Annotated in this window: 27 protein-coding genes, 1 tRNA gene and 2 pseudogenes; 19 read left to right on the plus strand and 11 right to left on the minus strand. The window is 67.1% G+C overall.

Features of this window, described 5'->3' with window-relative positions:
- Positions 1-12 precede the first annotated feature (12 nt).
- From J2751_RS01930 to J2751_RS01940, 3 genes are all read left to right on the plus strand, one after another.
- Positions 13-2619: a PD-(D/E)XK nuclease family protein gene (locus J2751_RS01930; protein WP_209482782.1), complete on the plus strand. Its 2607-nt coding sequence runs from the start codon at positions 13-15 to the stop codon at positions 2617-2619.
- The gene (locus J2751_RS01935) at positions 2616-5468 is read left to right on the plus strand and encodes a UvrD-helicase domain-containing protein (protein ID WP_209482783.1); all 2853 of its coding nucleotides are present in this window, start codon (positions 2616-2618) and stop codon (positions 5466-5468) included. Before J2751_RS01930 ends, J2751_RS01935 begins: the two co-directional genes overlap by 4 nt.
- Positions 5469-5591: 123 nt before the next feature.
- A complete protein-coding gene (locus J2751_RS01940; RefSeq protein ID WP_209482784.1) occupies positions 5592-6842 on the plus strand; it encodes an MBL fold metallo-hydrolase in 1251 nt (416 codons plus the stop codon).
- Between the two features lie 69 nt (positions 6843-6911).
- Here J2751_RS01940 and J2751_RS01945 read toward each other — a convergent pair whose 3' ends face one another.
- Both J2751_RS01945 and J2751_RS01950 read right to left on the minus strand, forming a co-directional pair.
- The gene (locus J2751_RS01945; protein WP_209482785.1) at positions 6912-7661 is read right to left on the minus strand and encodes a hypothetical protein; all 750 of its coding nucleotides are present in this window, start codon (positions 7659-7661) and stop codon (positions 6912-6914) included.
- Positions 7658-7939: pseudogene (locus tag J2751_RS01950) on the minus strand (DUF7344 domain-containing protein); the annotation flags it as partial. The pseudogene J2751_RS01950 and the gene J2751_RS01945, both read right to left, overlap by 4 nt.
- 196 nt (positions 7940-8135) lie before the next feature.
- Here J2751_RS01950 and J2751_RS01955 point away from each other — a divergent pair.
- Together J2751_RS01955 and J2751_RS01960 are read left to right on the plus strand one after the other, a co-directional pair.
- The gene (locus tag J2751_RS01955; protein ID WP_209482786.1) at positions 8136-8843 is read left to right on the plus strand and encodes a hypothetical protein; all 708 of its coding nucleotides are present in this window, start codon (positions 8136-8138) and stop codon (positions 8841-8843) included.
- A 206-nt stretch (positions 8844-9049) separates the two neighbouring features.
- Positions 9050-10603, plus strand: a complete 1554-nt coding sequence (locus tag J2751_RS01960) for a hypothetical protein (protein ID WP_209482787.1) — start codon at positions 9050-9052, stop codon at positions 10601-10603.
- Positions 10604-10611: 8 nt separating this feature from the next.
- On the opposite strand, the gene J2751_RS01965 is transcribed toward J2751_RS01960, so the two are convergent.
- Positions 10612-10869: a hypothetical protein gene (locus J2751_RS01965; protein ID WP_209482788.1), complete on the minus strand. Its 258-nt coding sequence runs from the start codon at positions 10867-10869 to the stop codon at positions 10612-10614.
- Between the two features lie 131 nt (positions 10870-11000).
- Here J2751_RS01965 and J2751_RS01970 point away from each other — a divergent pair, with 131 nt between their 5' ends.
- The 5 genes from J2751_RS01970 to J2751_RS01990 all read left to right on the plus strand — a co-directional run bounded on the left by J2751_RS01970 (position 11001) and on the right by J2751_RS01990 (position 15087).
- Positions 11001-11807, plus strand: a complete 807-nt coding sequence (locus J2751_RS01970; RefSeq protein WP_209482789.1) for an inositol monophosphatase family protein — start codon at positions 11001-11003, stop codon at positions 11805-11807.
- Positions 11808-11927: 120 nt separating this feature from the next.
- Positions 11928-12716, plus strand: coding sequence for an electron transfer flavoprotein subunit beta/FixA family protein (locus tag J2751_RS01975; protein WP_209482790.1), 789 nt, complete (start codon positions 11928-11930; stop codon positions 12714-12716).
- Positions 12713-13660, plus strand: coding sequence for an electron transfer flavoprotein subunit alpha/FixB family protein (locus tag J2751_RS01980; protein ID WP_209482791.1), 948 nt, complete (start codon positions 12713-12715; stop codon positions 13658-13660). The genes J2751_RS01975 and J2751_RS01980 overlap by 4 nt, the downstream gene beginning before the upstream one ends.
- A 57-nt stretch (positions 13661-13717) precedes the next feature.
- Complete coding sequence (locus J2751_RS01985) at positions 13718-13972, plus strand: hypothetical protein (RefSeq protein ID WP_209482792.1); 255 nt, start codon at positions 13718-13720, stop codon at positions 13970-13972.
- 128 nt (positions 13973-14100) lie between these two features.
- Positions 14101-15087: a replication factor C small subunit gene (locus tag J2751_RS01990; protein ID WP_209482793.1), complete on the plus strand. Its 987-nt coding sequence runs from the start codon at positions 14101-14103 to the stop codon at positions 15085-15087.
- Between the two features lie 39 nt (positions 15088-15126).
- On the opposite strand, the gene rnhB is transcribed toward J2751_RS01990, so the two are convergent.
- Positions 15127-15795 (minus strand): ribonuclease HII, encoded by a 669-nt coding sequence (gene rnhB, locus J2751_RS01995; protein ID WP_209482794.1) that lies wholly within the window; start codon positions 15793-15795, stop codon positions 15127-15129.
- A gap of 51 nt (positions 15796-15846) precedes the next feature.
- Positions 15847-16218, minus strand: a complete 372-nt coding sequence (locus tag J2751_RS02000; protein WP_209482795.1) for a 30S ribosomal protein S8e — start codon at positions 16216-16218, stop codon at positions 15847-15849.
- Positions 16219-16366: 148 nt separating this feature from the next.
- On the opposite strand from J2751_RS02000, the gene J2751_RS02005 reads away from it, so the two are divergent.
- The gene (locus J2751_RS02005; RefSeq protein ID WP_209482796.1) at positions 16367-16720 is read left to right on the plus strand and encodes a ferredoxin; all 354 of its coding nucleotides are present in this window, start codon (positions 16367-16369) and stop codon (positions 16718-16720) included.
- A gap of 73 nt (positions 16721-16793) precedes the next feature.
- A tRNA-Leu gene (locus J2751_RS02010) sits at positions 16794-16878 on the plus strand.
- Positions 16879-16988: 110 nt separating this feature from the next.
- Here the strand turns inward: J2751_RS02010 and J2751_RS02015 are convergent.
- Positions 16989-17189, minus strand: a complete 201-nt coding sequence (locus J2751_RS02015) for a XapX domain-containing protein (RefSeq protein WP_209482797.1) — start codon at positions 17187-17189, stop codon at positions 16989-16991.
- Between the two features lie 134 nt (positions 17190-17323).
- On the opposite strand from J2751_RS02015, the gene J2751_RS02020 reads away from it, so the two are divergent.
- Positions 17324-17890, plus strand: a complete 567-nt coding sequence (locus J2751_RS02020; RefSeq protein WP_209482798.1) for a peptidylprolyl isomerase — start codon at positions 17324-17326, stop codon at positions 17888-17890.
- 3 nt (positions 17891-17893) lie between these two features.
- Here J2751_RS02020 and J2751_RS02025 read toward each other — a convergent pair whose 3' ends face one another.
- Positions 17894-18343, minus strand: a complete 450-nt coding sequence (locus tag J2751_RS02025; protein ID WP_209482799.1) for a universal stress protein — start codon at positions 18341-18343, stop codon at positions 17894-17896.
- A gap of 123 nt (positions 18344-18466) precedes the next feature.
- On the opposite strand from J2751_RS02025, the gene J2751_RS02030 reads away from it, so the two are divergent.
- Together J2751_RS02030 and J2751_RS02035 are read left to right on the plus strand one after the other, a co-directional pair.
- On the plus strand, positions 18467-20056 hold the full coding sequence (locus J2751_RS02030) for an amidohydrolase (RefSeq protein ID WP_209482800.1): 1590 nt from the start codon (positions 18467-18469) through the stop codon (positions 20054-20056).
- Between the two features lie 113 nt (positions 20057-20169).
- A complete protein-coding gene (locus tag J2751_RS02035) occupies positions 20170-20421 on the plus strand; it encodes a SelT/SelW/SelH family protein (protein ID WP_209482801.1) in 252 nt (83 codons plus the stop codon).
- A 36-nt stretch (positions 20422-20457) separates the two neighbouring features.
- Here the strand turns inward: J2751_RS02035 and speB are convergent, their stop codons facing one another.
- The gene (gene speB / locus J2751_RS02040) at positions 20458-21297 is read right to left on the minus strand and encodes an agmatinase (protein WP_209482802.1); all 840 of its coding nucleotides are present in this window, start codon (positions 21295-21297) and stop codon (positions 20458-20460) included.
- Between the two features lie 6 nt (positions 21298-21303).
- A complete protein-coding gene (locus J2751_RS02045) occupies positions 21304-21681 on the minus strand; it encodes a translation initiation factor IF-5A (RefSeq protein ID WP_209482803.1) in 378 nt (125 codons plus the stop codon).
- A 307-nt stretch (positions 21682-21988) separates the two neighbouring features.
- Between J2751_RS02045 and J2751_RS02050 the strand changes: the two genes are divergently transcribed.
- Together J2751_RS02050 and J2751_RS02055 are read left to right on the plus strand one after the other, a co-directional pair.
- Positions 21989-22645, plus strand: a complete 657-nt coding sequence (locus tag J2751_RS02050) for an HAD family hydrolase (protein WP_209482804.1) — start codon at positions 21989-21991, stop codon at positions 22643-22645.
- Between the two features lie 62 nt (positions 22646-22707).
- On the plus strand, positions 22708-22911 hold the full coding sequence (locus J2751_RS02055) for a hypothetical protein (RefSeq protein ID WP_209482805.1): 204 nt from the start codon (positions 22708-22710) through the stop codon (positions 22909-22911).
- A 146-nt stretch (positions 22912-23057) separates the two neighbouring features.
- On the opposite strand, the pseudogene J2751_RS02060 reads toward J2751_RS02055, so the two are convergent.
- Positions 23058-23573: pseudogene (locus J2751_RS02060) on the minus strand (CinA family protein); the annotation flags it as partial.
- 82 nt (positions 23574-23655) lie between these two features.
- On the opposite strand from J2751_RS02060, the gene J2751_RS02065 reads away from it, so the two are divergent.
- Both J2751_RS02065 and J2751_RS02070 read left to right on the plus strand, forming a co-directional pair.
- Positions 23656-24294 (plus strand): class I SAM-dependent methyltransferase, encoded by a 639-nt coding sequence (locus J2751_RS02065; protein ID WP_209482807.1) that lies wholly within the window; start codon positions 23656-23658, stop codon positions 24292-24294.
- Positions 24287-24886, plus strand: coding sequence for a transcriptional regulator FilR1 domain-containing protein (locus J2751_RS02070; protein WP_321168534.1), 600 nt, complete (start codon positions 24287-24289; stop codon positions 24884-24886). Before J2751_RS02065 ends, J2751_RS02070 begins: the two co-directional genes overlap by 8 nt.
- A 108-nt stretch (positions 24887-24994) precedes the next feature.
- Here the strand turns inward: J2751_RS02070 and J2751_RS02075 are convergent, their stop codons facing one another.
- Positions 24995-25825, minus strand: a complete 831-nt coding sequence (locus tag J2751_RS02075; RefSeq protein WP_345777147.1) for a DUF726 domain-containing protein — start codon at positions 25823-25825, stop codon at positions 24995-24997.
- Between the last annotated feature and the right edge of the window lie 67 nt (positions 25826-25892).

Below are 25892 nucleotides of genomic sequence, written 5' to 3' on the forward strand. Positions count from 1 at the left end.
TGACCACGTATCGTGTCCATCAAGCGAACGAAACCCCTCGACGAGCTCTACCGAGCGGTTTCGGACCACGACCTCGTTATCGTCCCCGACTCCCCGCTCGCCGACGCGATCAACCGGCGGATCGATCACCCGCAGTTCGGTCCGTTCGCGATAACGCCCCGTCGTCTGGCGACGCGCCGCCGGGAGACCGAGGAGGACCGAACCGCGTTCCTGAACGCGATCCACGAGACGGACCTCACGTGGAAGGAGGTCTCACGGTCAGTCGGCGACGTGTTACAGTGTTGGGAGTACCGAGGTCGCCCGGACGCGATCCTCGAGTACGACGGGTTCGACACGCACCGGACGCGAACCGTGGTCGAGACGATCCGGTCGGTTGGGACGGCGTCCGAAATCCTGACCCACTTCCGGATCGACGAGGGGTCGACGGTCGCCGTCGTCGGCGAGTCCCAGCTGACGGAGCTCGAACGCTCGATCCTTCCCGACGAGTACGACTCGATCGACCGGTTCACGGCGGAGCCGTTCGACCTGCCGCCGTTCCGGATCTTCGAATCACCAGGCGCGATCGTCGACGCGCTCCTCGATACGATCACCGCCTCGAACGCCGACGACATCGCGGTCGTGCTCGACGAGGGAAGCGAGTACTCGCCGCTGGTCGAGTCCGCGCTCGAAACCGCCGGGATCCCGTACTACGGCGGCCCCGGATTCATGGACGATCCGGACCATCGCGCGTTCGTTCAGCTGCTTCGATCTCTCACCGGCGGCTCGAACACGCGCGTTCGTTCCGTGAAACCGCTCCTGTCTGTGCTCGGCGAAGAGATCTCCGTCGACCACGACGAGAAACGGCTCGCCGAGATCGCCGGGGAGGAGCTCGAATGGCTCGCGCCGCTTCTCGACGCGCCCGACCGGGTGACCGTCGGGGAGGCGCTCGCGACGTACGAGGCGCGCTCCGGAGCCGAGCTGGAATCGCTCGAAGCGGAGATTGCCGATCTCGGCGTGCTCTCGGAGCCGGTCTCCGCGGAACTGGTCGACCGATTGACCTACTACTTCGACACGTACGAGGTCCCGGTCGACCGCGAGAACGAGGGCGTGCTGCTCGCGGACGCGAACGCCGCGTCGTTCGTCGACCGCCCCCTCGTCTTCCATCTCGGGCTCGACGAGGAGTGGATGCACACGTCCCCGAACCGACCGTGGGTCGACCGCGACGAGGAGTTCGAACGAAACCTCGACGGGTTCCGGTCCCTGATACAGAGCGGCACGGAACGGCACTATCTGGTGCTGGACTCCGCGGGCGGCACTCCGGTCACCCCGTGTCCGTACTTCTCGGAGCTGTTCGACGAGGATTTCGAGCGGTTCAGCGACTTGAACTCGATCCGACACACGCGGATTTCCCGGAGCGATACGGAGGGGTTCGACCGCGAAGCGCTCGACGCGTCGATCGAGATCGAGTCGACCGAGAGCGTCAGTCAATCCGGGCTGAACGCGTACGCGAACTCGCCGCGGGACTACTTCTTCGACCGGATCGTGGACTCGCCGGACACGCACTACTTCGCGGAGGGGACGCTGTTTCACGACTTCGCCGAGTTCACCGTGGCTCATCCGGAGATCGTTGACTCCCACTCGATCGACGACCTCGTCGACGCGATGGTACAGGAGGTTCGAGCGTTCCACCGCCCCGTCGACGTTCCGACGAGACGAACGCGCTACCGTGTCGGCCTAGAGACGATCCGCGAGTTCCTCGCCGAGCACGGGCCGACCGACGCCTCGTTCGTGACGCCCGCAAGCGGGTGGGGGGAGAACTTCTTCGCGGAGTTGTTCGACGTGCCGGTGGAGTCGCCGGTCGCCGAGCGCTGGTTCGACGACGCGGAGCTCGGACTCAAGGGGAAGATCGATCTCTTAGGGTCGCCGACGACGCTGATCGACCACAAGAGCGGTCGCCGGAAGCGTGCATCACGGGTCATCAGGGACTCGTCGCTCGCGGAGCCCAGCGACACGCCGAACTTTCAGGCGCTCGCGTATCTCACGTACTGGCGACGGCAGCGGCCCGGAGAGCGGCTTCAGTTCACGTTCTTCCACTTCCTCGAAACGCTCGACGACGCCGTGGTGGGCGACGCCTCGCTCGACGACTGTCTGACGACAGTGACGTATCGACCGCGGTCGTTCGCCGAGCACGTCGCCTCTGGCGAAGTGTTCGAGGAGCTACGGGAGGAGGCCGCCAACGACTGTACCAAGACGTTCTCGAAGGCGAGCTACGGGACGTACCGGGACGCCTTCGACGCGTACTCGCCGCCGCGGACGCGTGACGCCGACGAGCTGGCCGCCTCGTCGTTCGGCGAGGCGCTCACCGATCGGATGGTCGCGGCGGTCGGTGACTACGAGTACGTCAGGAACGGCTGTATGCAGGCGTTCAGACACCTGTGTCGCTACCGAAAGGAAGGCTACTTCGAGACCGACCTCGACGAGTTCGAACGGTTCGTCGACGAGCACCTCTCGGAGCTGGATCGGCATCGTGCCGGGGACGAACGGTTCCCGATCGAGGGGCGGGCCGGCGAGCCGAACTACCGCTACGTGAGCCACCGTGACCTGCTGTTGACGGAGAGCGGTGCGGGGGCGGATCGATGACCTCGCCGAACCCCGAACAACGGCGGCTGATCGAGGGGACCGAGGGGATCCACCTCGTCGACGCCGGTGCCGGCACCGGAAAGACGTTCACGGTCACGCGTCGATACGCGAACATCGTAGCACAGGAGGGCGTCGAGCCCGACGACGTCCTGTTGATCACGTTCACCCGGAACGCGGCCGGCGAGATGAAGGAGCGCATCGTCGCGAACGGCGAGTACGACCTGCGCGCGCTGAACGACGCGCCGATACAGACGTTCCACAGTCTCTGTCACGACCTGCTGGACGAGCACGGCTTCGACGCGCCGTCGTATCTCGGGATCGACGACTCGATCACCGGCTCGACGCGCATCATCGAGGACGAGACGATCGAGCGGGAGGCGTTCACGTCGTTCATCGATCGGTTCGCCGACGAGCACGACGAGCACGCCGGATTCCTCCGGAGCCTGTCCGACCCGATGGAACTGCTCGACGTACTATCTGATCTCGCGTCGAAGGGTGTCTTTCCGACGAAAGACGGCTGGTACCGGAACTCGAAGGAGGCGCTGGCGGGCGACTACGACGCGTTCAAGCGCGCGTTCGACGCGGTGAACGAGCCCCGAAACGGCGGTAGCAGGCAGTCTACGCTCCGGTCCGACCTCGCTCGATACGGGAGCGACAAGTGCTATCTCCCGAGCGCGCCCGAAAAGGCCGACATCCGCGGCGAGCGCGGGTCGAAGGCCGTTCCCGAGGGGGTCGCCGAACGGGTCTTTCACGAAGACCGGGAGGAGTTGATCGGGTTCGTCCACGACGTCTACTTCGAGTATCTTGAGTTCGCGCTCGGCCGGAACTACCTGAACTTCTCGTTCCTCCAGCTGTTCGCGTTCGTCCTGTGTTGTGAGGACGACGCCGTACGCGAGTCGGCGTCGTTCGAGTACGTGATGATAGACGAGTTCCAAGACTCCAGCGAGATCCAGTTCAAAATAGCCCTGTTGCTCTCGGGGACGCCGAACCTCTGTGTGGTGGGCGACTGGAAGCAGAGCATCTACTCGTTCCAGTACGCGGCGGTCGAGAACATCACCGAGTTCGAGTCCAGGCTGAACCGGTTCGCGGCGGAACTCAACGAGGGAGCCGACCGCGTGTCGTTCCCGCTGTCGCCGATCACGCGAATCGAGCTCGAACGGAACTACCGGTCGACCCAGTCGATCCTCGACTTCTCCGAGCACGCGTTGGTCGCGCCGGGCAGCGGAAGGGAGTCGATCGACGGCAAATCGATCCGGGACCGGATCGTGTCGCTGGTCTCGAACGCGAGCCACGACCGATCCCGGATCGAGGCGTTCCAGCACCCGGACGAACACGAGGCCGTGTTGTCACGGATCCAGTCGATCGTCGGCAACGACGAGTACGCCGTCGAGGAGGACGGCGAACTCCGTCCGCCGACGTACGACGACGTCGCGGTGCTCACGCGAACCCGTGAGTACGGTCGTGAGTTGCTCTCCGTCGCCGACGCCTACGAGTTCCCGATGGCGTACGAGGGCGGCATCGAGCTGTTCCGAACCGACGCCGCGAAGCTGGTTCTCGCGTGGCTCCGGATACTGGAGGGTGGGTCGGACGCCGACCGCGGGTGGGCCGTCGTGTTGGAGCGCGCCGGCTACACGCTCGACGAGATCCGACACGTGCTCGAACACGACCGATACCCCGACGAGATGCGGTCGTTCCGCGAAGCGCTCGCGGACTTGGAGACGCACGGGGCAGTGATGCGTCGCGTGTTCGATCGATACGGGCACCGCGAGTCGACGGCCGACGCGCTTCTCACGGCGCTCCAATCCGTTCACACGTCGACGACGATGACGCGTGGCGACCTGACACGACTGATCACACGAGGGATCGAGAACGGTGACACGAAGGAGGTGTCGGCACCCGCCGGCACGGACTCGGTGACCGTTCAGACGATCCACTCGGTCAAGGGGTTGGAACACCCGATCGTGATCGTCGCGAACATGAACGACGGGGCGTTCCCGCCCTCCGGCGGTCACGACGGCACCGTTACCTACTCGGAGACGACGGGGCTCCGGTTGCGGAAGACGTACGCGGAGGCACACGGCGTGCCGCACGTCTACGACGACTGGCGCACGGACGTTCTGCGACGGTGTCAACCGACCGACTACGACGAGGAGCGGCGGCTGCTGTACGTCGCCATGACGCGTGCGAGGGACCACCTGTTGTTCAGTGCCGGCGAGGATCCGAACACCTTCCTCGAAGCGCTCCCGGTTGACGTCGAGACCGTGGAGCCGTCCGTTAGCGACGTGGAACGAACGGAGGCATCGGGGGCGGCGTTCGAACCCTCGGTGCCGGCCACGGCGGGACCCGAAGGACTCTCGCCGCACTCGCTGATGGACGACTCAGTCCACGAGGAGGTGACCACGGGCCGCGGCATGGCGTTCGGCTCGCGGGTCCACGAGTTCGCGGAGGCGTACGCGTTGGGCGAGAACGTCACCCCGGAGAACGACGACGAACGCAACGTCAAGGCCCTTCTCGACTCCCTCTCCGGCGACGTTCACGTCGAGGAGCGGGCGTACCTCCCGTTGGAGACGGCGGACGGACGGACGACCCTCTCCGGGATCGTCGATCTGGTACACGTCACCGCGGACGCCGTCGAGGTCATCGATCTCAAGACCGACCGCGGTCGACACGCGCAAGACGAGTATCGAACCCAACTCAGCGTGTACTATCACGTGCTTGCCGCGTCGTTCCCGGACCGACGCGTGACCGCCTCGATGTTCTATACGGCGGATGACGAGATCGTCACTGTCGAGCCGCGTTCGATGGCGGAGCTTCGGGAACTGGTCGAGTCGACGTCGACACCGGACTGAGCGGTTCGACCCGCCTCTATCTGTCAGTTCGACGAGCGATGGCGGGGTCGGGCGTCTCGACACCGAGACTGGAGGTGCCGTCGATCGACGAGCACTACCGCCACAGGCACTGATGAACCCGTAATGGAGGTCGAATTCCTCGGCGGCGCTCGCGAGGTCGGTCGGAGCGCGGTCCTCATCGACGACGCGCTACTCATCGATTACGGGCTGTTGACCGCGGATCCGCCGCAGTACCCGATCCGCGACCCCGAGCCCGACGCCGTCGTCGTCTCGCACGGCCATCTCGACCACGTCGGTGCGGTTCCCGCGCTGTTGAAAGGTGACCGACGACCGGCGGTCCACTGGACGCCGCCGACCGCGGAGCTGGCCCGGACGCTGGCGCGTGACACGCTCAAGCTCCACGGAAACAGCCCGCTGTGTCCCTTTTCAAGCGAGCACGTCGCGCGGCTCGGTGAGGTCGAGGAGCGACACGCCTACCGGGAGTCGTTCGACGTCGCCGGCGGAATCGAGGGAGAGGGGTACGCGGTGACGCTTTTCAACGCGGGGCACATCCCGGGCTCCGCACACGTCCTCGTCGACGACGGCGACACGCGGCTGTTGTACACCGGCGACTTCCATACCGACGACCAGCGGCTCGTCTCGGGGACGATGGCCCGGCCCGACGCTGACGTCGTGATCTGCGAGGCGACGTACGCCGACGTGACCCACGAGGAGCGGGCGGCGGTCGAACGCCGGTGGGCCGAGCGCGTAAAGACGACGATATGGGAGGGTGGAACCGTCGTTGCGCCCGCGTTCGCGATCGGCCGGACGCAGGAGCTGATGTGCGTCGCCGACGCAAACGACCTGACCCCCTACGTCGACGGGATGGGGATCGAGGTGACGCGGATGCTCCGACACCATCCGGAGTTCCTCCGGGATCCGGGGGCGTTCCGCCGGGCGAAGGGCGCGGCGCGCTTCGTGACCGGACGAGACGGCCAGCGCGAGCGGATCGCGGCCGACAACGCTCTGATCGTCACTACCTCGGGGATGCTTGCCGGCGGACCGGTCCACTCGTACCTCCCCGAGATCCGCGGGAGTCCGACGAACGCGATCACCCTGACGGGGTACCAGGTCGAGGGGACGCCCGGCCGGGAGCTACAGGAGCACGGCCGGCTGGCGATCAACGGGACGGTGCGACCGGTGAGCGCCCGCGTGGAGTCGTTCGACTTCTCCGCGCACGCCGACCGCGAGGGACTGGAGTCGTTTTTGGATTCGTACCGGGACGCACGGGTGTTGGTGAACCACGGGGATCGCTGTGCGGCGTTCGCCGCGGACCTCCGGGCTGACGGGTACACGGCGAGTGCGCCCGAACTCGGCGAGCGGATCGAGGCGTAGCGGTCGTACGCGTTCGGATCGTCGTTCGACAGCTCGCTCTCGCTGGACGTAGCGGTGGCTGCCGCGGAGTTACGACCCGCCCTCAGCTGGCGGGTTTGGCGCGTCATCACTCCCGCCCGGCTCCACGTAGACGCCGTACTGTGTGATCTCGACCGCGACGATCTTACCGTTTACTCCCTCGCGAGCTTCTATTTTCTCACCGGATCGAGCCACAGAAACGACCGTACTGTGTTCCTCACCGCCCTGTTCCCAGTAGACTACCACGTCGTTCAGCGGGAACACCGACTCCGGACCGCTGATTTCCACGTGGCCGGCTCCCTGTCCGACAAAAGTCACGTCGATATCCGCGCCCGACGGGGTACAGTCGAAGGTGCGTTCGACGGTCGTGTCGACGCGCACGCTGTCACCAGTAGCGGTCACCTCAAACGCGAGGTCCATCGTCTCCTCGCCGTTACAGTGGACGAAAACGGTCACCGGCGCGGATCCACCGACATCGATCTCATCGGGGGCGTCAACGAGCTTGACCGTCGCGTTACCCCCCGCCGTCGGCTCGACATCGAGCGACGTGAGCGGTACGTCGAACTGGTTCCAGAACACGACAGGGGCCGCCGGCTCGTTCATGGGGATCTCGTCGGTCTCATTGATCCCGAAGTACGCGCTCTCGTCGTCCGTGACGGTCATCTCGATACCGCGGTCGGCGTCGATCGAAGCGAAGCCAGCAGTGCCGAGGGTCAGCCCGACCGCCGCGGTGAACGCGAGCACGATGCTGATCGTTTTCAGCGTGCTCAACTCCGCTGACGACCGGGCGTGGGTGCTCATTCTCGCTTGCGGAGCTCTGGCGGTTTCTCCTTTTTGCCGAGGCGGGCACGCTCGCAGTAGTAGTAGTGGGCGAGCGCGCTGACCGCGAACACGGTCACCGTGAACACGCTCACCGCGAGCGGTTCGATGGCGGCGAAGCCGGGGACCCCGGTCTGAACCGCGAGCAGCGCCGCGCCGGCGAGCCCCGCGAGTCCGAGGTAGTACTGGCTCCAGGGGATCTCGCGGCCGCGGAGCACCTCGATGTAGATGTCGAGGTCGACGAGCGCCGCGGTCGGCTCGCCTGTCGGCGAGTCGATTCCAGTCGGACTCGTCGCCGATGTTGGTGATGTAGCACCGACGGAAGGTGACGGTGTTATCGACGACGACGCGATCACGATCGTCGCGACCGTTGCGGAAGATGAGGCACCCGAAATTACGGAGACGTTCCAGGCATTCGATCCGACCGATGACGAGCTGTTCGAATTTGCGCTCGAATTGGACGAAGAAGTCTCCGACGTCGATCAGATCGATCTCTCCTTTGGCGAAGACGTGGAGCCAACGACGAGCGAGGATCTGACGCTTCGTGACGGAAGTGGCTCTATCCGTCGCCGAAACGGGAGGCAGTACGACGGTGACCCGGCTGAGGTTGTACTTCGTGGCATCCAGACACTCGGGAATGAAGAGAGGGAAGAGGTCGTGATCGACACCGTTCCAGCCGATCTCGGCGGTGGTGATGAGCCAGAACCGGAGGAGGCGGTTCTGTTGGCCGACGACGATGAGGAACTAGCTACAGTAGACACATTTGCTGACAAGGCTTTCGTCGAATCACAGCGCTTTGTGGTCGATAATTTAGACTTCTCCGATCTTGAGGACGGTGAAATCGATCTTGATGAGATCGAGATTACGTACCCTGAAAATACAGACCTCGACGGAGCAGACAACGGCGATTTCAGCGTCGCACAGGAGTCGAACGGGCCGGATGACCGAGAGCCGCTCCGGGTGAATAATGACTCTTTCGGCGGCAACGAGGCAGTACTCGACATCTCCGCGTCAGGGTTCCAGAACGAGTTTGACGGCGGAACGATCGAGATCGTACTGAACACCGCTGTGGTTGACGCAATCGAGTCTGGTGAGGTTTCGCTCACTCTCAAAGACACAGAGGAGGGAGTCGTGCGTGAGTTCACCGGCTCGTTCACCAACTGAGCCATTCGCTTACGTCTGAAGTGGACCTATTTAAATACGAAGGCAGCGGTCCGAATAGTCAGCTCGCTAACCACCGCTCCGTCAGACACATACAGTCATTCTGACCTTTTATACCGGTATCGGGCGGCGATCGCTGCCACAAGGAGTCCCTGAAGCAGCCGTGTGTGGTAATTACTTATAAGTACGTAGTGGTATAGAAATCGGTGATGGCACGGTCGCGTGCGGTGACGACGGCGGCGGTAGCTGTTGGGCTCGCAGCCGCGGTGCTGCTCGTCGCCTCCACCGGTGCGACCGTCCTCGACGGCCCGTCGGATTCGATAAGCGACGACGTCGCGCTTCAGCCCGGCGACAACCCCTACACGTATCTCGACGAGAACGACGAGCTCGTCGTCGACGTCACGGAGGAGAACCCGCGGATCGAGGCCGACGGCGTGAACCCGGACGCGTTCAGCGCCCAGCGCGCGCTCTTTTATGTCACGTTCGACGGCGACACGCGGGCGGAGGCGTGGATCGACCATGACGCGGAGGCGGTAACGTTCACGGTCGACGGCGAGCCGGTCGAGAGCCGCGAGGACGCAGCGCGCTTGACCCCCGAGAACGACGCGGTGGCGATCGGCGTCGAGGTCGACACCCGGATCGTCGACGCCGTGCCGGGCGACCGGCTCATCGACTCCATCTCGGTCCACGCCGAGACGCCTTCGGACGACGACTCGACGACCGAGAGCGCGGGTGGCTCGTCCGGACCGGTCGTCACGATGACTGAACCGAGCCCGGACGCGCGTACGTTCGACCTCCGCGCCGTTGTCGGCGGGGCCGACACCGAACTCGACCTCGCGGGGATGTACGTCGGGGGCGACTGGATCCGGCTCGACCGGCTCTCGTTTGTTCGCGACGCGCCGGGCGATGTCGAGATGCGTGTGACGGGAGCCGAGAACCGGCCTGCCGACACGGGGGTAGTGCCCCCGGGCGTCGATCCGCTGGGGTACTACACCGTCGAGTTTGGGGAGCCCGACCAGCCGATCCGCGAGGCCACCGCCACGCTCGCGGTCGACCGCGACCGGCTTGACGAGGCGGGTGTCGAGCCCGAGGCGCTCGTCGCGTACCACGACGCCGGCGAGGGCTGGGAACGGACCGACACCCGAGTCGTTGCCACCGACTCGGAGACGGTCCGGCTGGCGGTCGACTCCGGTGGGTTCTCGTCGTTCGCGCTCGCGACCGAGTCGCCCGCGATCGAGCCGGGAAGCGCGAGGTTCGGGGCGGACGAGATCGAGGCGGGCGAGGAGCTATCGATCGAACTCGACGTGGAGAACGTGGGTCCGGCACCCGCGACCGGCGAGACCCTCCGAGTCGGGACCGCGGGTGAGACCCCAGTAACGGGCGGGACGTTCACGATCGATGCCGACCCGGGGGGGCCCGTAACGGAGTCGGTGACGGTGTCGATCGACGAGCCGGGGGTCCATGAGCTCGTGATCGACGGCGACCGGGTGACCGCGCCGACGACGGTCGGAAGCGTGGCCGTGACGAGCGCGAGCGACTCCGACGAGGGGGCCGACGACTCGGAAGGCACTGACGGGGAGACGAGCATCGGGAGCGGGCTCGGGGACGACTCCGGGGAGGGATCGGACGCGCCGTCCGACGCCGGGTCGCTCGACCCTGCGGAGGAGCCGGCAGGCTTCGACCTCACGGACGCCACGGGACTCGTGGCGCTGCTCGCCATCGTCCTCGCGACGCTGTTCCTCGTCCGGCGTGCGCCGCGGTAGAAAGTCGGCTACGTTCCGCCGTCGGTGTACGCTCGGTCGTCGAGTACCTGCCGCGCCGTCGCGTTCGCCTCGGCGGGAGAGGGACACGCTCCATCAGTGACTTCGCCGGCAAGGCGACCGGCGAGCGCGTACACGGCCTCGCCGTCGCCCCGGTCGGCAACGCGTTCGAACGTCGGCCGGAAGCCGGCGGCGCTGCGTCGTCCCTCCTCGTCGAGCGAGGCGTCGATGGCGTACTCGAGCTGGCGGACCGCTTCTTCGGGTCGCATGGATACCCGTACCCGACGTGTCCACTTAAAGGTACTCGGATTCGGAATTGAGTTAATTACTCCGGGTCGAGGGAGATCCGATCGTGGCCGCGGATCGACGTTTATACGCGTCGGGGCCCCGAAATCGGGGCATGAGCGATACCGACGATCGTGCCGCAGTCGCCGAGGCGGCGGCACGGGCGGGTGCCCGCGTGGCCGACGACGCCTTCAGGACGGACATCCCGGTCGAACAGAAGGGCGAGGACGATGTCGTCACCGAGGCCGACCGCGCCGCCCAGCGAACCGTGATCGAACGCATCCGGGAGTCGTTCCCCGACGACGCGATCGTCGGCGAGGAGGAGGACGCCCGTAAGCGCGTGCCCGACGAGGGGACTGCGTGGGTCATCGACCCCATCGACGGCACCCACAACTTCGTTCGCGAGATCCGCTTTTGGGGGACCGCGGTCGCCGCCGTCGTCGACGGCGAACCGGTCGCGGCAGCCACGGTCGCGCCCGCGCTCGGAGACGTGTACACCGCGGACGCCGACGGCGCGTATCGGAACGGCGAGCGTATGTCTGTCAACGACGTCGACGATCCCCGGCGCGGCGCGGTCGACCCAACGCTGTGGTGGGACTACGACGCCCGCGACGAGTACGCCAACGCCTGTGAGGCGATCGTCCGCCGGTTCGGCGATATGCGGCGACTCGGCGCGGCACAGGTGGTCCTCCCGACGGTCGCCGCGGGCGGGCTCGAAGGGACGATATCGAACCTCCAAGCGAACCCGTGGGACTCCGTCGCTGGCGTCTTCATGATCCGGCAGGCCGGCGGGACGGTGACCGATCTGGAAGGCAACCGATGGCGACACGACTCCGTCGGCCTCGTCGCCTCGAACGGAACACTCCACGACGACGTGCTCGCGGCCGCACAAGCGATCGAAGTCGGCGTCGAACCGGCGTAGCGGACAGCGTGACCCGCGTACACGGAATCGAGGTCAGCCCCCGCGAGCCTCGACGACAACGACTTCCCACGCGTGGCGCGTTCCGAAAACCCTTACACCCACACGACCCGATAATCGTTTATGAAGGTTCTCGTGACCGTCAAGGAGGTCGCGGAAGCGGACGACGACTTCTCCATCGACGGGACCGACATCGCCGAGTCGGACCTAGAGTACGACCTCAACGAGTGGGACGACTACGCCGTCGAGGCGGCCGTCCAACTCGCGGAAGCCGACATCGCCGACGAGGTCGTCGCCGTCACCATCGGCCCGGAGCGTGCCGAAGAGACCATCCGAATGGCCCTCGCGAAGGGTGTCGACCGCGCGGTCCGCGTTTGGGACGACGCCTTCGAGGGGGCGTTCCCGGATGTCGCCTCCAAGATCGACGTCTTCGAGGCGGTCGTCGCGTCCGAGGAGCCGGACCTCGTTCTTGGCGGCGTTCAGGCCGCCGACACCGGGTTCGGCGCGACCGGCGTCGCCCTCGCCGAACGGATCGGATTCAACCACGCCGCCGTCGTCAACGACCTCGAAGTGGACGCCGATGCCGGGCTCGCCAACGTCCATCGCGAATTGGAGGGTGGCGTCGAGGAGCTAACCGAGGTCGATCTCCCGGCCGTTCTCACCGTCCAGACCGGACTCAACGAGCCGCGGTACGCCAGCCTACGCGGGATCCGGCAGGCCCAGCGCAAGGAGATCGCACCGATGGACCTCGACGACCTCGGTCTCGACACGACCGATGTCGAGAGTACGCTGACGCTGACGGCGATGTACGAGCCCGAGAGCGAGTCCGACGCGGAGCTCATCGAGGGCGACGCCGGGGAGGCCGCGGATCGCCTTGCGGAGGTTCTCCGCGAGAAGGGGGTGGGTGTGTGATGAGCGTCCTCGTCGTCGCCGACCACCGCCGCGGCGAACTGCGCGATGTCTCCTACGAACTGGTGACCGCGGGCCGAGAACTCGCGGACGCGCTCGACGGTGAACTCGCGGTTGCCGTCATCGCCGGCGATACCGACCGCTTCGCGGAGTCGCTAAACCGGCCGGGTGTCGACCGGATTTACACGGTCGAGAACGGCGAGGAGTTCGATAACACCGTTTACACGGCCGCCGTTACCGAGCTCGTCGGGCGGTCCGGCGCGACCGCGGTGCTCGCGCCGAACTCCGTCAACGGACTCGATTACGCGCCCGCGGTCGCCGAGCGACTCGACATCCCCCTCGTGACCGACGCGATCGACTTCGCGGTCGACGACGGGCTGACGGTCACCCGCGAGATGTACGGCTCGAAGGTGGAGACGACCGTCGCCGTCGACGGCGACCAGTTCTGTCTCACGCTCCGCGGCGGCGAGTTCGCCCCCGCCGAGGGCGTTGGTGAGGCCGAGGTCGAGTCGGTCACCGTCGATCACCCGGACTCCGGCGCGCGCGTGAAGGGGTTCGAGGAGGTCGGTGGCGGCGACGTCGACATCGCGGACGCGGACGTGCTCGTCTCCGTCGGCCGCGGGATCGAGGAGGAGGAGAACCTCGAAGTCGTCGAGGAGTTGGCCGAGACACTCGGCGCGACGCTATCGGCCTCCCGCCCCATCGTCGACAGCGGGTGGCTCCCGAAGAACCGGCAGGTCGGCCAGTCGGGGAAGGTCGTCACCCCTGACGTGTACATCGCGGTCGGCATCTCCGGCGCGGTCCAGCACGTCGCCGGCATGAAGGGCTCCGACACGATCGTCGCGATCAACACCGACCCCAACGCGCCGATCTTCGACGTCGCCGACTACGGTATCGTCGGCGACCTGTTCGATGTCGTCCCCGAACTCGTCGCGCAGTTCGAGTGAGGACGGACTCCGGCGCGCGGGAAAAGGAATATACGAACTCCCGCGGATCGGTTGGATATGCCACACATCCGGGGCGCGATACACGGGACTGCGGCGATGGTCACCCTGATCGTTGGGTCGATACTCACGTCGACGGTCCGCGAGCACGTTGAGGTGTTCGCGGAGCTGTCGGCGACGACGACGCGAGTTCTCGTTGACGTCGCCGAGCTCCCGATCTCCGAGGAGATCGCCGGGATCGTCGTGCCCGTCGGCGTGTTGATGGGCGTGTGGGTGTTCGCGTACGAGCTTCAGCGGCTCTCGCGAACGGAGTGACACGGACGCTTCGTCGTTCACGGACGCCTCCGTCGTTCGGGGTCGGGACCCTCTTCGAGTCGGCCTGTCACCTCACGACTGATCCGTTCTCGGTTCGTTTATCACCCCGCCGACCCCTCGATCCGAACATGAGCGACGCCGAGGGGTCGCCGGCGGCGACCGCGACGGGCCGGGAGATCTGGATCGAGAAGTACCGACCACAGACGCTCTCCGACATTCACGGACAAGAAGAAATAATCGAGCGACTCCAGAGCTACATCGACCAGGACGACGTACCGCACCTGTTGTTTTCAGGGCCAGCAGGTGTGGGAAAGACGACCGCAGCCACCGCTATCGCCCGGGAAGTGTACGGCGAGGAGAACTGGCGGGGAAACTTCCTCGAACTCAACGCTTCCGACCAGCGCGGTATCGACGTGGTGCGCGACCGGATCAAGGGGTTCGCGCGCTCGTCGTTCGGCGGCGACTTCCGGATCGTGTTCCTCGATGAGTCGGACAGCCTTACCGATGACGCACAGTCAGCACTCCGTCGAACGATGGAGCAGTTCTCCGACAACACGCGGTTCATACTCTCGTGTAACTACTCTTCGAAGATCATCGATCCGATCCAGTCTCGGTGTGCGGTGTTCCGGTTCTCCCCGCTCTCGGACAAGGCAGTTGCCGCCCAAACGCGGGAGATCGCGACCGCCGAGGGGATCGAGGTGACCGATGCGGGCGTCGACGCACTCGTCTACGCGGCCGACGGCGACATGCGCCGCGCGATCAACTCGCTTCAGGCAGCCGCGACGACCGGCGACGTCGTCGACGAGGAGGCCGTCTACGCGATCACGGCAACCGCCCGTCCGGAGGAGATCGAATCGATGGTGACCGACGCGCTGAACGGCGACTTCACGAAGGCGCGCGCGACCCTCGACACGCTGCTCACGGACACCGGAATGGCCGGCGGCGACGTGATCGACCAGCTCCACCGCTCGGTCTGGGAGTTCGACCTCCACGAGCGCGAGGCGGTTCGGCTGATGGAGCGTGTCGGCGAGGCCGACTACCGGATCGCCGAGGGCGCGAACGAGCAGGTCCAACTGGAGGCGTTGCTGGCGGCGTTGGCGCTACGCGAGGAGTAGCGGTTTGCGGCTGGAACGGTCCGAATAGCCGTTCTCTCGTCAAAACTCGTCCAGTCCCGACTGTTCGGCGGCCGCGAGCACGTCCGCACACGTCGACCACGACCGGCGGGCGTGGTCGGGGACGTCGCCGTGGTCGTCGACGTACGCTCGGAGGAACTCGCGAGTTTTCGGGTCGCTCGGGTAGCCGCTGCCGACGCCGTCGTAGTCGGGGTAGGCCGCATCGATCGCCCGCATCCGGGCGTCGCGGGCGACCTTCGCGACGATGCTCGCCGCGCCGACGACGGGGTCGGTTTCGTCGGCACCGTGAGCGGCGTCGATGTCGGGCGGAGTCGCGTCGTTGCCGTCGCGTTCCGCCACGTGCTCGGCCAGTCGCTTCGCGAAGCGGTCCTCCGAGGTGTCACCCGCATCGGCGAAGACGCGGTCGCCGGAGCGGAGCACGCCACGGACCGCCCGGGCCTGTCCGCTGACGGTGAGCGTGTTCATGTCCGTATCGGGGGCGTCGATCTCGGCGGGCTCGACCGTCGCGACTGCGATCTCCACGGCGTCGTGTGCGCGCAACTCGGCGGCGATCGCGTTCCGCCGGGCGGGCGACACGCGCTTCGAGTCGTCGATGTCGTCCGGGAGGAGATCGGGGCTCGCGCGCACGGCTGCGGCGACCATTGGCCCGAGCACGGGTCCCTTTCCAGCCTCGTCGACGCCGACGTACATACCCGTACCGGCGGGCGGGGGGATGAAAAGGGCTTCAGATCGGGAGTCGGGCTACTCGACGAGGACCGCGTTGACGCCGCCGGTCTGGCCGGGGCGGGAGGTGACGCGGGCGCGGCCCGCGGAGGTCTCGATGATCGCGCCCTTGGTGACGATGTTCCGGCGGGCGTAGTTGACGTTGGAGGGGTTGTCGATGACGTCCTCGATGGTCGCTTCGGTGACCTCGCCGTCGTCGGCGACCTGCGCGACGTTCGTCGAGAGGGCTCGAACCTTCGTCTCGGTGCCGCGGGAGTCGATGAACTGGACACGGGTATCGCCGACGGTCGTCTCGGCGGGCTCGCGCCCGAGCTGGTGGCGTTTCTTGTTTGAGGCGTGCTTCAGTCGGCCGCCGGTCCGCTTGCGCGTGGAGCGTCCTTGGTCTTTCATACAGGTATGAACAGCCAGCGAATACTTGAAGCGTTCGACTCGGGCCGACGGAGGGCCGTTTCCGGCTGATCGGGACGGCGACACCGAGCGTCGGTCGGCGTCGTCGCCGACCGACAGACGAAAGTCCCGCCGAAGCCGATCCCTTCGTATGAGCAACGAGGGCGGTGACGCCGACGACGGCGTGATGTCCGCGAGCGACTTCGGCGGCGAGGGACCGCCGATCGAGGAGAAGCCGTACAAGATCGTGTTCGAGGCGAACAAATGCTTCGGCGCGGGGAAGTGTGCCGAGGTCGCGGACAACTGGGAGATGGACGTCATAAGCGGGATGGCGAAGCCGCGGACCTACTACATCGGCGAGGACGACCTCGCGGAGAACGTCCGAGCCGCGGAGGCCTGTCCGGCGAAGAAGGAGCGGGGTGTGATCCACGTCGTGGACCGACGTACCGACGAGGAGATCGCGCCGGATCCGCACGGCGACGGAACGCTCTCCGTCGACTGGTAGCGCGTCGAGCGATCGCGGCGGCGTGGAGCGCATCCGAAAGGGGTTTGACCGCCCCACCGGAACTCCGGAGTGCGCGGGGGTGGCTGAGCCTGGCCAAAAGCGGCGGACTTAAGATCCGCTCCTGTAGAGGTTCGAGGGTTCGAATCCCTTCCCCCGCATGTCGCGGCGCTCACACATCGTGAGCGCCGCGGCTCGGAGTTGAAGGGATTCGAACTAGGGAACGGAGCGAGCGAACGCGATGCGATGATCGACCGGGAGCAGCAACCGTTTATAAACCGATGGCGTCGAGCAGGTCGAACCCGACATCGGTGTAGTCGATCAGCCTGAACCCGATATAAATGCCGAGAATAGCCATCACGCCCGGCAGTTCGGGCGGTGCTGGGATCGGCACGCGGAGGAACGCGAACAGCGCGCCGACCGTCACGCCGACGAGCGTCGCGACGACCGTCAGTGTCAGCGTCGAACTCATACGTCGTCTCAGTGACTGGTATTTAAAACAACGACGTTCGATGACGACGACTCCCCGCGCGGCCGCCGACGCGAGCATATAACCGAGCGCCACGGATGGGTAGCGTTTTCCGGCGGGCGGTCCTGTCCGTGACCATGGCACGAGAGGTTCATAACGCCGACAACCCGCAGGTAACGCTTCACACGAACCACGGCGACGTCGTCATCGAGCTGTTCGCCGACCGCGCGCCGAAGACGGTGGAGAACTTCCTCGGGCTGGCCCGCCACGAGCCCGCCGCCGACGCCGATCCCGCCCCTGACACCGACACGTGGGAGGACCCCGAGAGCGGCGAGGTCCGCGGCGACTCGCTGTACGAGGGGAACGTCTTCCACCGCGTCATCGACGACTTCATGATCCAGGGCGGCGACCCGCTGGAGTCCGGTCGCGGCGGTCCCGGCTACCAGTTCGACGACGAGTTCCACGACGATCTCACCCACGACGGCCCCGGGATCCTCTCGATGGCCAACTCCGGACCGAACACCAACGGCTCGCAGTTCTTCATCACGCTCGACGCCACCCCCCACCTCGACGGCAAACACGCCGTCTTCGGGCAGGTGATCGACGGGATGAACGTCGTCGAGGAGATCGGGTCGCTCCCGACCGATCGACAGGACGAGCCGCGCGACACCGTCTCCATCGAGCGCGTCACCGTCGACGAGTAGCTCTCACTCGGATACGGTCGTCTTCACGATGCTCACCGGCGCAGCCGACTGGCGTGAGACGCGCTCGGTGACCGATCCGAGCATCCGGCGATAGTCGCCCGGACGCGTCTTCGATCCCATCACCGTGAGATCGATGTCCTCCTCGTCGATATATCGCAGGATCTCCTCGTGAGGGACGCCGTGAACCATGTGTGTGACGACGTCGACGTCGGCGGCCTCGGCCTGCTCCGCGACCGACTCCAGCGCTGCCTCGCCGGCGTCCGTCAGGGTCTCCTCGGCACCCTCCGCGCCGCTGACGAACTCGTCGCCGGAGTACGCGGTGACGATGTCGCTGTCGACGACGTAGAGGACGTGAAGCGTCGCGTCGTACCGGCTGGCGGCGTCGACCGCGTGGTCGGTCGCGCGGTCGACACCCTCGCTGCCGTCCGTGGGGAACAGTATTCTGTCGTACATACGCGACAGTTCGTCCGACCACCCGATAAAACGTGCGCCCGGTTCCCGAGCGAGGAGACCACGATCGGGTCGCGTCGGGCCGCGTCCAGAACGGTTAATCCCCTCCCGGCCGGCTGTTCCGTCATGAGCCAGCCCGCGGACCGGGTCTTTCTGGACGGAGAGATCCACACGCTGACGGACCCCGACGAGACGTACGAGGCGCTTGCCGTCCGCGACGGGGAGATCGTTCGCCTCGGCCGGAGCTACGACGTCGAGTTCCTCGCCGGCGTCGAGACCGACGTCGTCGACCTCGACGGTCGGGTCCTCCTTCCGGGATTCATCGACGCCCACACCCATCTGACCACGGTCGGTCGATACCTCGTCCACGCGGACCTCTCAGGAGCCGACTCGCCGACCGAGGCGGTCGGTCTTCTGGAGGATCGCGCCGCGGAACTCGACGATGAGTCGGCCGCCGGCGAGGGGACGGACTCCGACGCGGAGTGGGTGCTCGGCTACGGGTACGACGAGTCGACGTGGACCGAGGACCGGTACCTCACGCGCGAGGACCTCGATCGCGTCTCGACGGGGCGTCCGGTTGCTGCGTTCCGCGAGGATATGCACGTCGCCGCGGTCAACGGAGTCGTCCTCGACCGGTTCGCGGACGCGCTCGCGGCCGTCCCGGACGAGACCGTTCCGACGGACGAGCCGGGAGTGCCGACCGGCGTCCTCTTGGAAAGTGCGATCGATCCGATCTACGAGGCGGTCGAACCCGGCGTCGAGGGGACGCGGTCGGCGGTCGAGGCGGCGCTCGAACTGTGTACAGCACGCGGTATCACGGGCTTTCACGACATGGTGCGCGATTCACACGCGCCCCGGGTGTACCGCGATCTCGACGCCGCCGGCGAGTTGACCGCGCGGGTGCGGATCAACTACTGGAGCGACCATCTCGACGCGCTCCGGGAGGTCGGTCTCACGACGAACGCGGGGTCGGCGCTCGTCGAGACGGGCGCGATCAAGTCCTACACCGACGGCAGTTTCGGCGGACGGACCGCCCGCCTCTCCGAGCCGTACACGGACGCCCCCGAGGAGACCGGGCAGTGGGTCGTCGACCCCGACGAGCTTGCCGACGCAGTCGAGGCGGCGACCGACGCGGGCTACCAGTTCACCGCACATGCCATCGGTGACGAGGCCGTCGATGCGGTCCTCGACGCCTACGAGACCGCCTCGACGACTGACCCCGGGGACGCCCGCCACCGGATCGAACACGTCGAACTCGCCGATGACACAGCGATCGACCGACTCGCCGACTCCGGCGTGGTCGCCAGCGTCCAGCCGAACTTCCTGAAGTGGGCCGACGAGGACGGGCTCTACGAGGCGCGGCTGGGCGAGGAGCGCACGGCGGCAACGAACCGGTACCGCGACCTGCTCGACGCCGGCGTTCGGCTCGCGTTCGGCTCCGATGGGATGCCGATGGATCCGCTTCTCGGCGTTCACCACGCCGTTAACGCTCCGGCCGACGCCCAGCGACTCTCCGTGACCGAGGCGCTCCGGGCGTACACCCGCGGCGCGGCCTACGCCGGATTCGACGAGAACCGACTCGGAACGGTCGAGGTCGGCAAGCGCGCGGATCTCGTCGTGCTCGACGGCTCGCCGTGGGACCACCCCGAGTCGATCCGTGATGTAGACGTGGCGATGACGGTCGCCGATGGAACGATCGTTCACGACGCTCGGTGAACGACCGCACCGCCTCCGGGAGGGCCCCGACGCGTCGTTCTCGGCCGTCACGAGTAGGTGCGATCGTTGCCGAATAACAATTGTTATTAATCATGTAGAACTGAGGATCGACCATGGCAGAGATAGCCATCGAGTACGCTTCCGGCAAGCGCCTCCGGTCCGAGGCCGAGACCGCTCGACGACTCATCGACGCATATCTGGGCGATCGGCCCGACGTCGACGGCGTAACCCTCTCGCCGTCGACGGAGTCCGTCTTCTGTGTCAGCGTCGAGGGTGACCGGATCTGGTGTACGAACCCTCGCGAGTGGATCGACTCGATGGAGGCCGTAACCGCGGCGCGAAGTCGCCTCTCCGAGCTGTCGTAGACGCTCCCGCCCGGCTCCCTCCCGTCCCAACCGTAGTCAGACGTCGTCGGCAGCCGCAGCGTCGGCGTGGTGGAACACGAACTCGCGGAGGAGCTTTCCGGCCACCGCGGCCGCTTGTCCGTCGTCGCGGTCGTTGACTTCGACGACGTCGAACCCCGCCGCGTGTGGCGCGATCCGCCGAACGAGGTCACGGACCGTTCGCGGGGCGAGCCCGAACGGCTCCATCGTCCCCGTTCCGGGCGCGAACCCCGGATCGAGACCGTCGACATCGACCGAGAGGTACGTCGAACCGTCCGCGAACCGGCGAGGATCGAGGCTGGCGAGCCACTCGCGGGCGGCCTCGGGATCGACGACCTCCACGTCTCCGGCGGCGGCACGGTCCCACTCCGCCTCCGAACCGGTACGCGCGCCGACGATGACGGCACGGTCGATGTCGAGGTCCTCAAGCGCCCGGCGGGTCACGCAGGCGTGGTTCCACGGGTTGCCGTCGTACGCCTCCCTGAGGTCGAGGTGGGCGTCGACGACGACGAGCGTGTCCGGGTCGACCGCGTCGACGCCGGCGTAGGTGACGGTATGCTCGCCGCCCAAAAGGAGAGGTACGGCGTCGTTCAGGACGACGCTCCGGAGTTCGGCGGCGAGGTGGTCGAGATACGCCTTGACGTCGTCCCACGGGTGAACGTCGCCCCCGTCGTGGACGGCCAGCGCGGAGAAGCGGCTTCCGGTCTCGTGGTCGTAGTCGTCGTACGTTTCGGCGAAACGCCGGACTCGGTCCGGTCCGAACCGGGTGCCCGGCTGAAAGGTGGTCGTGGCGTCGAGGGGAGCGCCGACGACCACGTAGGAAGCAGGGTCGCGGTCGGTCGTCGCTCCGGGGAACATCTCTCGTTACCCGATGATCTTCCGTTGCCCCTCGTAATCGAGGTACTCGATGTTGTCGTCCGAGGAGAACTCCTCGCCCTCGGGGATGCGCATCGTGAACGTGTCGTAGGTGTCCAGATCCATTACCTGAACTTCGCCGTCGCTCACGTTGACGACCTGTCCCTGTTTCCGGTGAATGATCGGGACCCACACCTTCGCGTCGACCGGCTGCGAGAGCGAGCGCTTCTTGTCGTCGAACACGCCCTTGCCCTCGACGCGGGCCTTGGCGCTCCCGTGTTTGCCGGGTTTAGCGGTACTGTAGTGGTCGATCTTACAGGGCGCACTGTCCATCATCACGTAGCTTCCCTCTTGGAGTTCGCGGACCTGCTTCTGCTCTCGCGGCATACCCGCTCCTTCCGGAGGCGCGGATATAAACGGTTTGGAACGCCGTCGCCCCGATAGCGACCCGTCACCCCCAACCGGGACCACGCTCGCGTCGGATCCGGACTGAACGGCCCCGACACGCCGATCACCACCAACGCCGACGATCACCACCAACGCCGACGATCACCACCAACGCCGACGATCACCACCAACGCCGACGATCACCGACACACACGCACCCAGCGCAAGGTGAGACGGAGATGTCACTCCGGATTCCGTCCCAACGAAGCCGAACACACTTATTAGAGGATCGCCTACGGGGGAGTCCATGGTCGTCGCCGGCTACGAGTTTCACCTGTTCGACCTCGACGGGACCCTCGTCGACGCGGACTGGGAATACACCCGGGCGGTGTTCAACCGCGTCGGCGACCGGCTCGGTCGGCGGTTTTCCGACCGGGAGGCGTACGTGCTCTGGCACGGACTCGGCGGCCCGCGTGCGGCGACGTTGCGCGGGCTCGGGATCGACCCCGACCGGTTCTGGCCGGCGTTTCACGACGTCGAGGACCCCGTTGCCCGCGCGGAGGCGACGTACCTCCACGACGACGCGGCCGGACTGCTCGACCGCCTCGACGACGCGGACCAGCCGACCGGACTCGTCACCCACTGTCAGTCGTTTCTGGCCGAACCCGTACTCGACCGGCTGGATCTCGCCGATCGGTTCGACGCGATCGTCTGTTGTACCGACGATACGGGGTGGAAACCGGACCCCCAGCCCCTCGAGATCGCGATGGAATCGATGGGGATCGACCCCGACCAACCCGGACGAGGGTACTACGCCGGGGACGGCGAGAGCGACGTGGGTGCGGCGTGGAACGCTGGGCTGGACGCGATCCACGTCGAGCGCGTCGGCCACGAGGACCGCGGTCGATGCGTCCTCGGTGACCGCCGAGTGAACCGCCTCGACGAACTCCTCGACCCGAGCTGAATCGAGGACACGCGGCGTCGATCGGGGGTCAAATATATACTCGCGGGAGCCACGGATCGTGTATGGACTCCTCGGACGCGGCGGTGCTCGGCGTGTCCGGCGTCGTCGCCGCGGCGGTCGTCGGCTCGGCGGTCGCCGCCGGCGCGCTGTTCGGATTCGACGAGTCGGTGCTGCGCCCGTTCCGTCTGTTGGCCGTGGAGCCGATCGCGTGGATCGTGATCGGCGCGCTCGTCGTCGCCGCCGTCGGGAACGCTTACATCGACTAACTGCCGCTGCCGCGGTTCTCGTTGCTGCCGCGGTTCTCGTTGCCGTCGCGGTTCTCGTTGCCGTCGCGGTTCTCGTTGCTGCCGCGGTTCTCGTTGCCGTCGCGGTTCTCGTTGCTGTCGGAGTGCCCCTCGCCGTCCACGTTGCGGTCGGCGTCCTCGACCTCTCGGATCGTCCGAACCAACTCGTCGAGCGCGCGTTCCGCGCTGGCCCCCTTGATCGCGTCGCGGTCGCCGGAGAGCTCGGCTCGGACGCTCCGCGAGAACGACCCCCCCGTGTCCCACGGCGCGGCGTACGCCACCCCGATGTAGACGAGGCCGACCGGCTTCTCGTCGGTGCCGCCGCCGGGCCCGGCGACGCCGGTCGTCGAGAGCCCCCACGTCGTGTCCGCGTGGTCGCGGGCGCGCTCCGCCATCTCGCGAGCGGTCGGTCCCGCCACCGCTCCGTGGTCATCGAGCGTTTCGCGCGAGACGCCCAGTAGCTCCCGCTTGGCGTCGTACGCGTACGTGACGTAGCCCCGGTCGAAGTACGCACTCGCCCCGGGAACGTCAGTCACCCGGGAGCCGACGAGTCCACCCGTCAGCGACTCCGCGACGGCGAGCGTCTCTCCGCGCTCGGTCAACAGCTCGCCGACCGCGACTGCCGGATCCGTCTCCTCGCTCATACGGTGCCGTTCACCGCTGACACTTATATACTCCCGGCGGCGCGCCGTGGGGGTTATCCTCCGGGGCCGAGTAGGTCGACGCATGAGTGAACCGGACCCGCCGACCGACTGGGACGAACGGTTCTCCTCCGGGTCGTATCCTCGGGATCCGGAGCCTTCGCCGGTGCTCTGCGAGTACGAGCCGTCGATCCCCGACGGCCGCGCGCTCGATCTGGCGACCGGAACCGGGCGGAACGCGGTGTTCCTCGCCGAGTCGGGCTACGACGTCGACGCGCTCGACGCCTCCCGCGAGGGGCTCCGGATCACCCGCGAGCGCGCCGAGGAACGCGAGGTCGACGACCGGCTGGAGACGATCCACGCGGACGCGACCGAGTACGACTTCCCGACCGCTGAGTACGACCTGATAACGGTGAGTTTCTATCACACGCTCGACCGCTTCGCCGACCTCGCGGCGGCGCTCGTCGACGGCGGCTACCTGTTCGTCGAGGGACATTTCAGGTCGGTCGAGGCGACGCCCTCCGGACCGAGCACCGACCGCTACCGGTTCGCCGCGAACGAGCTGTTGCGCGCCGGAACCGCGTTGAGCGTCCGATACTACGACGAGACGACCCAAGAGCGGCCGAACGACCGCGGACGGGCGACCGCACGGCTGCTCGCCTGTCGCTCGCACGACCCACGAGGCCCGTATCCGGAGCGACCGGGAGGCAAGGTCCGTGACTGACTGCCCCCCGAGCGGCGGAGACGGGATTGACGGGCACGGGACTGACGGAGGGGGGACCGACGAGAACGGATCGCCCACGGCGACCCTCGTCCGGATCGTCGAGTCGGCGGCGGACGTGGCCATCGATCCCGAGTCGGCGACCACGACGGTCGTCGGCCGCGACGGGGACCGTGACAGGGAGGCAGGTCGCGACGGGGACCCCGGTCCGGAAGCGCGCCTCCCGCCGCTGCTCGCCGACGCGGAGTCGATCGTCGGGGTTGTTCCCCGGATCGACCGCGAACTCTCGGACCGCCTGATCGACGCCGGCTCCGCCGAGCTGAACGCCCGGATCGTCCTCACCGGCCGGGCCCGACGGCGGCTAACCGGCCCCGTCCGTTCCGTGGTTCGGTCGAGACTGGCCGATCGAGGGGTCGACTTTTATACACACGACGGCGACTCGCCCGTCGGCGTGCTCCTCGTCGACGACCGGGCGGTCGTCGGACTGTTCGACGATCGGGGGCTCGCGGCGGTACTCCTCGCGGACGACCCCGCGATCCGCGAGTGGGTCGCCAAGACCTGTCGTCGATACCTCGACGCCGCCGAGCCGCTGTAAGCGGTGTGCGGTGTGCGCCACGCCGCGGGCGAGCGGTGTACGCCACGCCGCGGGCGAGCGGTGTACGCCACGCCGCGGGCGAGCGGTGTACGCCACGCCGCGATCGGATCAGTCGATGCCGTCGAGGACTCGGGGCAGACACCCCTCGCCCGGCTGGAAGTAAGAGTAATGGTCGCCGACGAGGTCGGTGACGTCGACGTCGCGGTATCCAGCCGGGGCGGCGGCCGCGTCGGGGAGCCCGTCGTGTCCGACCGCCCGGGTTCGGTCCGAGGCGCGATACACCCACCCGAGAACGCGGTCGTTCCGGCTGTGGAAGTTCCGGACCGGGGCGTCGATCGATCCGAACGCGGAACCGTACCGTCCGTCGTCCGCGGCGCTCACGCGCGGAATCGCCCCGCCGAGCAGCGAGACCGACCCGAGGACGTCGTCGCGTCCGCGCTCGTCGAGAACGCGAAGGGTCTCGCCGGTCACGCGCGCGCCGAGCGAGTAGCCGAGGAGATGAACGCGCCCACCGCCCGCGTCCGCCCGGTCTATCAGCCACCCGGCGAGCGGTTCGGCGTTGGCGTCGGCGGTCCGCTTCGCGTCCCCCCAGCCGACGTCGGAGTCCCAGCTGTAGGCGACGACCGACGCCTCCTCGTCGGGCCGTAGCTCCCGGATCCCGACCTGCGCCGTGTACGCTTGGTCACGGGCAGCCTCTGCGCCGGTGGAGAACCCGTGGACGAACAGGAACGCGGGGTCGGCGGCATCGAACTCCCACGACCCCTCGACCGACGGCGAGACGGTTCCGGAGCCACTCGAGCCGTCGGCGTCGATCCGGCCGCGAGTGCTGAGGACCGGCTGTGTCCCGGGTGCCCTGAGATCGCCGTAATCGCCGTCCAAAGCCCGGGAAGCGTAGAGTCCGCCGCCGCCGACGAGCCCCAATCCGGCCGCGCCGCCCACGAGGAGCCGGCGGCGAGTGAAGGTCGGGCTCTCGGCCTCGTCGTCGTCGGCAGTCGTCTCGGTATCG

Source organism: Halorubrum alkaliphilum (assembly GCF_017873815.1).
GTDB lineage: Archaea > Halobacteriota > Halobacteria > Halobacteriales > Haloferacaceae > Halorubrum > Halorubrum alkaliphilum.

Bases quoted from the DNA above. Each gene is read 5' to 3' on its own strand.
- J2751_RS01935 (WP_209482783.1), top strand. From the start codon at position 2,616: ATGACCTCGCCGAACCCCGAACAACGGCGGCTGATCGAGGGGACCGAG.
- J2751_RS01940 (WP_209482784.1), top strand. From the start codon at position 5,592: ATGGAGGTCGAATTCCTCGGCGGCGCTCGCGAGGTCGGTCGGAGCGCG.
- J2751_RS01945 (WP_209482785.1), bottom strand. From the start codon at position 7,661: ATGAGCACCCACGCCCGGTCGTCAGCGGAGTTGAGCACGCTGAAAACG.
- J2751_RS01960 (WP_209482787.1), top strand. From the start codon at position 9,050: ATGGCACGGTCGCGTGCGGTGACGACGGCGGCGGTAGCTGTTGGGCTC.
- J2751_RS01965 (WP_209482788.1), bottom strand. From the start codon at position 10,869: ATGCGACCCGAAGAAGCGGTCCGCCAGCTCGAGTACGCCATCGACGCC.
- J2751_RS01970 (WP_209482789.1), top strand. From the start codon at position 11,001: ATGAGCGATACCGACGATCGTGCCGCAGTCGCCGAGGCGGCGGCACGG.
- J2751_RS01975 (WP_209482790.1), top strand. From the start codon at position 11,928: ATGAAGGTTCTCGTGACCGTCAAGGAGGTCGCGGAAGCGGACGACGAC.
- J2751_RS01985 (WP_209482792.1), top strand. From the start codon at position 13,718: ATGCCACACATCCGGGGCGCGATACACGGGACTGCGGCGATGGTCACC.
- J2751_RS01990 (WP_209482793.1), top strand. From the start codon at position 14,101: ATGAGCGACGCCGAGGGGTCGCCGGCGGCGACCGCGACGGGCCGGGAG.
- rnhB (WP_209482794.1), bottom strand. From the start codon at position 15,795: ATGTACGTCGGCGTCGACGAGGCTGGAAAGGGACCCGTGCTCGGGCCA.
- J2751_RS02000 (WP_209482795.1), bottom strand. From the start codon at position 16,218: ATGAAAGACCAAGGACGCTCCACGCGCAAGCGGACCGGCGGCCGACTG.
- J2751_RS02005 (WP_209482796.1), top strand. From the start codon at position 16,367: ATGAGCAACGAGGGCGGTGACGCCGACGACGGCGTGATGTCCGCGAGC.
- J2751_RS02015 (WP_209482797.1), bottom strand. From the start codon at position 17,189: ATGAGTTCGACGCTGACACTGACGGTCGTCGCGACGCTCGTCGGCGTG.
- J2751_RS02020 (WP_209482798.1), top strand. From the start codon at position 17,324: ATGGCACGAGAGGTTCATAACGCCGACAACCCGCAGGTAACGCTTCAC.
- J2751_RS02025 (WP_209482799.1), bottom strand. From the start codon at position 18,343: ATGTACGACAGAATACTGTTCCCCACGGACGGCAGCGAGGGTGTCGAC.
- J2751_RS02030 (WP_209482800.1), top strand. From the start codon at position 18,467: ATGAGCCAGCCCGCGGACCGGGTCTTTCTGGACGGAGAGATCCACACG.
- J2751_RS02035 (WP_209482801.1), top strand. From the start codon at position 20,170: ATGGCAGAGATAGCCATCGAGTACGCTTCCGGCAAGCGCCTCCGGTCC.
- speB (WP_209482802.1), bottom strand. From the start codon at position 21,297: ATGTTCCCCGGAGCGACGACCGACCGCGACCCTGCTTCCTACGTGGTC.
- J2751_RS02045 (WP_209482803.1), bottom strand. From the start codon at position 21,681: ATGCCGCGAGAGCAGAAGCAGGTCCGCGAACTCCAAGAGGGAAGCTAC.
- J2751_RS02050 (WP_209482804.1), top strand. From the start codon at position 21,989: ATGGTCGTCGCCGGCTACGAGTTTCACCTGTTCGACCTCGACGGGACC.
- J2751_RS02055 (WP_209482805.1), top strand. From the start codon at position 22,708: ATGGACTCCTCGGACGCGGCGGTGCTCGGCGTGTCCGGCGTCGTCGCC.
- J2751_RS02065 (WP_209482807.1), top strand. From the start codon at position 23,656: ATGAGTGAACCGGACCCGCCGACCGACTGGGACGAACGGTTCTCCTCC.